This window comes from Dactylosporangium sp. NPDC049742 (genome assembly GCF_040674675.1).
Taxonomy (GTDB): Bacteria; Actinomycetota; Actinomycetes; order Mycobacteriales; family Micromonosporaceae; genus Dactylosporangium; species Dactylosporangium maewongense.
Genome location: NZ_JBFANF010000036.1, coordinates 90,071 through 96,070 on the forward strand (window position 1 = coordinate 90,071; position 6,000 = coordinate 96,070).

Here is a 6,000-nt window from a genome sequence, read left to right on the forward strand (position 1 = left end):
ACCGCCCCCACCCTTGGTCACTTGACGAGGAGCTCGGCGATCTGGACGGCGTTCAGCGCCGCGCCCTTGCGCAGGTTGTCGTTGGAGACGAACAGCGCCAGGCCGTGCTCGACGGTCTCGTCGACCCGGATCCGGCCGACGAAGCTGGGGTCGGCGCCGGCGGCCTGCAGCGGCGTCGGCACGTCGGTCAGGACCACGCCGGGCGCGGCGGAGAGCAGCTCGATCGCCCGCTCGACCGAGACGGCCCGCTCGAACCGGGCGTTGAGCTGCAGCGAGTGGCCGGTGAACACGGGCACGCGCACGCAGGTGCCGGACACCTTCAGGCCGGGGATTTCGAGGATCTTGCGGCTCTCGTTGCGGAGCTTCTGCTCCTCGTCGGTCTCGAACGAGCCGTCGTCGACGATCGAGCCCGCGAGCGGCAGCACGTTGTAGGCGATCGGCCGGGAGAACTGCTTCGGCGCCGGGAACTCGACGGCCGAGCCGTCGAACGCGAGCGCGGCGGCGCCGTCAGCGACCTTGCGGACCTGCTCGTCGAGCTCGGCGACGCCGCTGAGCCCGGCGCCGGACACCGCCTGGTAGGTGGCGGCGACGAGCGCGACCAGGCCGGCCTCCTCGTGCAGGGGGCGCAGCACCGGCATCGCGGCCATGGTGGTGCAGTTGGGGTTGGCGATGATGCCCTTCGGGCGGTTCGCGATCGCGTGCGGGTTGACCTCCGCGACGACCAGCGGCACGTCCGGGTCCATCCGCCAGGCGGAGGAGTTGTCGACGACGACGGCACCGGCGGCGGCCACCTTCGGCGCCAGCTCCTTCGACGTGCCCTTGCCCGCGGAGAACAGCACGATGTCCAGGCCGGAGTAGTCGGCGGTCGCCGCGTCCTCCACCGTGATCTGCTGGTCCTGCCAGTCGATCGGCCGGCCCGCGGAGCGGGCGGACGCGAACAGGCGCAACTGGTCTACCGGAAACTGACGCTCGGCCAGGATGTGGCGCATGACGCTGCCGACCTGACCCGTGGCTCCGACGATGCCGATCCTCATGGGCGTCGAGGCTACCGCGTCGCCGGGCCGGGTTCGATGCGATTTGGCGCACTGTCGGGGCCCTTACCAGCGGTTTTCCCGGTTTCTTGCGGCTTGCCGACAGCTGCGGCGAACGGCTTGCTGCAAGGGGCGGCAAATTTGCTGGAAATTAGTCCGTGTCGGGCAGGCCGATCGAGAACGCCTCTTCCAGGTCGTGCTGCGAATACGCGCGGAACGCGATGTGCGTGTCGGTGTCGATCACGCCCGCCACCTTCGAGATGCCGCCGGCGATGACCTCGGCGATCTCCTCGTACTGCCGCACCCGGACCATCGCGATCAGGTCGACGTTGCCGGCGACCGAGTACACCTCGCTGACCCCGGGAAGGTTGGCGATGTTCTCGGCCACCTCGGGGATCGAGTCGGTCGCGCAGTCGATGAGGACGATCGCGGTGATCACCTGCGGTGCTCCTTCCAGCATGTGGACATCGTCATGCTAATCCGCCGCGACGGTGAGCTCCCGGCCGACCCGGACCGCGTCGCGCAGCGTTTCGCCCGCGCGGACCTCCCCGCCCGGCCACACCACCCCGCGAACCACCCGACCGGCGACGACGGCCCCAGCGCCGATCACCGCCTGCTCCACGCTCCCGGTCACCACGGCACCGTCACCGATCAGGGTTTCATGGTGTACGGCGTGCAGATTCGCCGTCAGGTAGTCCCGGGGTGTGCCCGTGTCCAGGTACGTCCCGCGGTACTCGACGACCTCCAGCCGCCCTTCCCGCTCCGCGGGCCGCCACGTGGTCCTCACCAGGTCCGACGGCACCGCCTCCAGCCGCTCCACGAGGTCCCACGGCAGCAGCGAGAACCCGGCGAACCGGTGCCGGCCGAACTCCTTCGGCGGCCCGGGCACGCCGAGCATCCGTACCGTCGAACCGTCCCAGCCGTCGAGCAGCTCCGCGATGTCGGCGGCCGGACCACCCGGACCACCCGCGCCGCCCGGCGCCAGGTACGCGTCGGCGTTGCCCACCAGGACGCCGCGGCCGCCGATCCAGTCCTTCAGCAGCGCGACGCCGCCCGCGGTACCGAACGGATCACCAGGCTCGACGGAGAGGTGCGCCCGGTCGCCGACGTGCGCGACGACCTGGTCCCCGAGATAGCAGGCGTTGACCGCCAGGTCGGCGGGGCCGGCGATCCCGAGCGCGGCGACCCTGGCCATGGCCCGGTCGAGCAGCGACACGTTGCCGACGGGGCACAGCGCCTTCGGCAGGTGCTCGGTCAGCGGCCGCAGCCGGCGGCCCTCACCCGCGGCGAGGATCACCGCACAGATGCCGGTCACTTCGTCAGCACCTCGGGGTAGTCCTTGTACGGCCCGATCCCGTAGTGCGCGAGCAGCTGCGACGTCGACACGGTCAGCGGCGGCAGCGTGTCGAGCCGGTGCCAGGCGGCCTCGATGACCTCCGCGGCGTCGACGACCAGCTCGGCGGGCGGCTCGACCTCCACCTCGAACACCATGTCGATCCACTGTCCGCGGGTGTGCACGAGGGCGTTCGGGTTCGCCGGCCGGAAGCGCTCCAGGGGCAGCTTGATCCCGGTCTCCTCGGCGAGCTCGCGCGCGGCGGTCTGCACGGGCCGCTCACCGCGGTCCATCAGCCCCGCCGGCAGCGACCAGCCCGCGCCCGGCGGCTGCCGCAGCAGCAGGATCCGGCTCGCCTCGGGGTCGCGCACCAGGATGACGGCGCCGACCGTGTACGTCGGCTGGAACGTCCGCACGATCCGGCGTTTCCAGCGGGACGGGAGACGGTAGAACGTCCGGTACGCCATCATGCGCAGTTGTTGTATTACCGCCATCTCCGAAAGGCTAGCGGCCTACCGGGGCGAGTGGTCGACCAGGGCGATCAACTCCTCGACGACCTCGTCCGCGGTGCGGCTGTGGTCGGCGACGGCGACGAGCAGCGTCTCCAGGTCCGGGTACCCGAGCCGGGCCGACAGGCGCACCAGCGGCAGGTCGCTGGCCAGGCCGCGGCCCTGCCGGCGCAGCGCCAGACCGATCGCGAGCCGGCCGAGCCGCACCTTGTTGGCGACGGTGATCGCGGGCGCCTCGTGCGCCTCGAACCACCGGCTGATGTGCAGCCGGGCGTGCGGCGTCTTCACGAACTCCAGCCACTCCGGCGACGGCCCGCGCGCGGGGGCGTCGGCGTCGAAGTCGAACTCGTCGCGCTGCCCGGTCCGCGTGATGATCTCGACCGTGTCACCGTCGGCGAGCGGCGACGACACCGCGATCAGCCGGCCGTTCACCTTCGCGCCGATACATCGGTTGCCGACGTCCGCGCCGAGGATGTACGCGAGGTCGACCGGCGTGGCGTCCTGCGGCAGCAGCACCGGCCGCCCGCCGCCCTCGGCGAGCACCAGGATCTGGTCCTCGGCCAGGTCGCACCGCAGCGACGCGATGAACTGCGACGGGTCCGACGCCGCCGCCTCCCAGTCCAGCAGCCGCCGCAGCCAGTTCAGCTGCTCCGCCTTCGACGCGGGGCCGAAGCGGGCCGCCACGTGCGGATACCGGAAGTTGGCGACGATGCCGTACTCGGCGGCCTGGTGCATCTCCTCGGTGCGGATCAGCACCTCCAGGGACTGCCCCTCCGGGCCGAGCACCGTCGTGTGCAGCGACTTGTAGTTGTTGCCCTTCGGCGTGGCGATGAAGTCCTTGAACCGCCCCGGCACCGGCCGCCACTTGCCGTGCACCGCGCCGAGCGCGGCGTAGCAGTCCGTCTCGGGCCCGTCGACGATGATGACGACCCGCGGCATGTCGTGCGGGTCCTCGTAGTTGCCGTCGACGGTGTCCTTCCAGATCGAGTACAGGTGCCTCGGCCGCGGCGACACCTGCGCGTCGATGCCGAACTTCCGCAGGTCCGTGTTGACGGCCGTGATGACCCGTTCGAGGTAGCCGTCCCAGCCCTTGCGCTTCCGCACGTACTCGTCGATCAGCGCGTACCCGCCGGGGCTGACCGCCCGCAGCACCCAGTCCTCGAGCTCCCGCTTCAGCGCCTGGATGCCGAGCCGCTCGCACAGCGGGATCAGCACCTCCCGCGTCGCGGTCGCGATCCGCACCTGCGACTTGATCGACCGCGCGTCCAGCGTGCGCATGTTGTGCAGCCGGTCCGCCAGCTTGATGACGAGCACCCGCACGTCCCGCCCGGCGGCGACGATCATCTTGCGGATCGTCTCGGCCTCGGCGTCCGCGCCGTAGAACATCTTGTCGAACTTCGTCACGCCGTCGACGAGCAGCGCCACCTCGCCGCCGAAGTCCCGCTCCAGCGCGCCCAGCGTGTAGTCCGTGTCCTCGACCGTGTCGTGCAGCAGCGACGCCACCAGCGTCGTCGTGTCCATCCCCAGGTCGGCGAGGATCTCCGTCACCTCGAGCGGGTGCGAGATGAACGGCTCGCCGCTCTTGCGCATCTGCCCGCGGTGCATCTGCTCGGCCGTCGCGTACGCCCGCCGCAGCAACGCCACGTCGCCCGTCGGGTGGATCGTCCGGTGCGACCGCAGCACGTTGGACATGGGGTCCTCGGCCGACTGCCACGGCAGCATCGCCCGCAGCCGCGACCCGATGATCGCCGAGTACGTCGACGTCGGGTCCCCGGGCACCGCCCCGCCGACCAGCGCCGAATACGACGGCGGCGGCGGCACCGCCGGCGAGTCCTCGGTGGGCGGCGCGGTGAGCCTGGCCCGCGGCGCCGCGAACCGGTCGTCCACGGGCACCGCCCGCTTCACCGCCGCGTCCCTGCCACCCTTCCGGGCCGCCTTGTCCTTGGCCTTCCCGGCGGTCGTGTCGTCGCGTGCACCGGCGGCCGCGCCCGTCTGCCCGGCGGCACCGTTCTGCCCGGCGGCACCGTTCGCTTCCGCGCCGGTGTTCCTGCCCGCGACGTCCCGCTCGCCCCCGGCGTCGGCTCCCGGGTCCGACCCCGCCCGCTCCCCGGCGGACCGTTCGTTGCGTGCCCGCCCACCGGCGGCACTCCCGGGATTGCCCCGCGGCGCCGGCGGCCGCTCGTTGGCCGGCCAGTCCCTGCGCCCGTCACTCTGATCCTGCGCCGCCCGCTGCGGTCGCTGCCCTTGCCCCGCCCACTGCGCGGGCGTCTGCTGCTCGTCCCGTACGCCCAGGTTGTCGCGCCCGGACCCGCCTGCCGCCTCCTGCCCGGTCCACTGCGCAGGTGTCTGCTGCTCGCCCTGTACGCCTAGGTTGTCGTGCCCGGTCCACTGCGCGGGCGTCTGCTGTTCGTCCCGTACGCCAAGGTCGTCGTGCCCGGAGCCGCCTGCGGTGCTCTGCCCGGGTGTCTGCTGCTCGCCCCATACGCCAACGCCACCGTCGTGCCCGGAGCCACCCGCTCCGTCCTGCTCCGCGTCCGCGGCGCTCTGGCCCCCGGCCGCTCCTTGCCAGCTCTTCCCATCCACCGGCACCCGCTGCCAGGGCGCCGCTTCGCTCACGGCCTCGCCCGGGGCCGCCACCACCGCAGCCTGACTCTCCACAGTCCCCACGTCCCGGCCTACCCGCGCGCCACCCTGCCAGTCCGCGTCCCGAGACCCCTCGCCCCGCGACCCCCAGCTCCGCCCCGCACCGTCCTGGGCCGCCGGGTCCTGGGCCTGCCCGGCCTCCGGCTCCTGCCCTTGCGCCGTACCGCTCCAGCGGCCCTCGTCCTGGGCGCCTTCAACTTGCGCCGTCCGGCCGCGTCCCGCCTCGTCCTGCGGGCCCTCGCTCTGAGCTTCCCGGTCCTGCGAGGCGCTGTCCTGTGGGTGCCCGTTGTGCGAGACCTGATCCTGCAAGGCGCTGTCCTGTGACGTGCTGCCCTGCGGTGCCGCATCGTGCGAGCCGCTGTCGTGCGAGCCGCTGTCGTGCGAGGCGCTGTCGTGCGAGGCGCTGTCGTGCGAGGCGCTGTCGTGCGAGGCGCTGTCGTGCGAGGCGCTGTCGTGCGAGGCGCTGTCGTGCGAGGCGCTGTCG

The 6,000-nt window shown here is 72.4% G+C and carries 4 protein-coding genes and 1 pseudogene; all 5 read right to left on the reverse strand.

Annotated features, from left to right (window positions below):
* Window positions 1–17: 17 nt before the first annotated feature.
* Window positions 18–1,034 (reverse strand): aspartate-semialdehyde dehydrogenase, encoded by a 1,017-nt coding sequence (locus tag AB0J72_RS35535; protein WP_344506267.1) that lies wholly within the window; start codon window positions 1,032–1,034, stop codon window positions 18–20.
* A 148-nt stretch (window positions 1,035–1,182) separates the two neighbouring features.
* Entirely contained in the window at window positions 1,183–1,470 is a 288-nt protein-coding gene (locus AB0J72_RS35540) for an Lrp/AsnC ligand binding domain-containing protein (protein WP_344506344.1), read from the reverse strand.
* 36 nt (window positions 1,471–1,506) lie between these two features.
* The gene (locus AB0J72_RS35545) at window positions 1,507–2,346 is read right to left on the reverse strand and encodes a sugar phosphate nucleotidyltransferase (RefSeq protein ID WP_363406579.1); all 840 of its coding nucleotides are present in this window, start codon (window positions 2,344–2,346) and stop codon (window positions 1,507–1,509) included.
* On the reverse strand, window positions 2,343–2,858 hold the full coding sequence (locus AB0J72_RS35550) for an NUDIX hydrolase (RefSeq protein WP_363406582.1): 516 nt from the start codon (window positions 2,856–2,858) through the stop codon (window positions 2,343–2,345). Before AB0J72_RS35550 ends, AB0J72_RS35545 begins: the two co-directional genes overlap by 4 nt.
* A gap of 18 nt (window positions 2,859–2,876) precedes the next feature.
* A pseudogene (locus tag AB0J72_RS35555) lies at window positions 2,877–4,607 on the reverse strand (HD domain-containing protein); the annotation flags it as partial.
* Between the last annotated feature and the right edge of the window lie 1,393 nt (window positions 4,608–6,000).

Coding starts and splice junctions, on each gene's coding strand:
- AB0J72_RS35550 (WP_363406582.1), bottom strand. CDS start 2,858: ATGGCGGTAATACAACAACTGCGCATGATGGCGTACCGGACGTTCTAC.
- AB0J72_RS35535 (WP_344506267.1), bottom strand. CDS start 1,034: ATGAGGATCGGCATCGTCGGAGCCACGGGTCAGGTCGGCAGCGTCATG.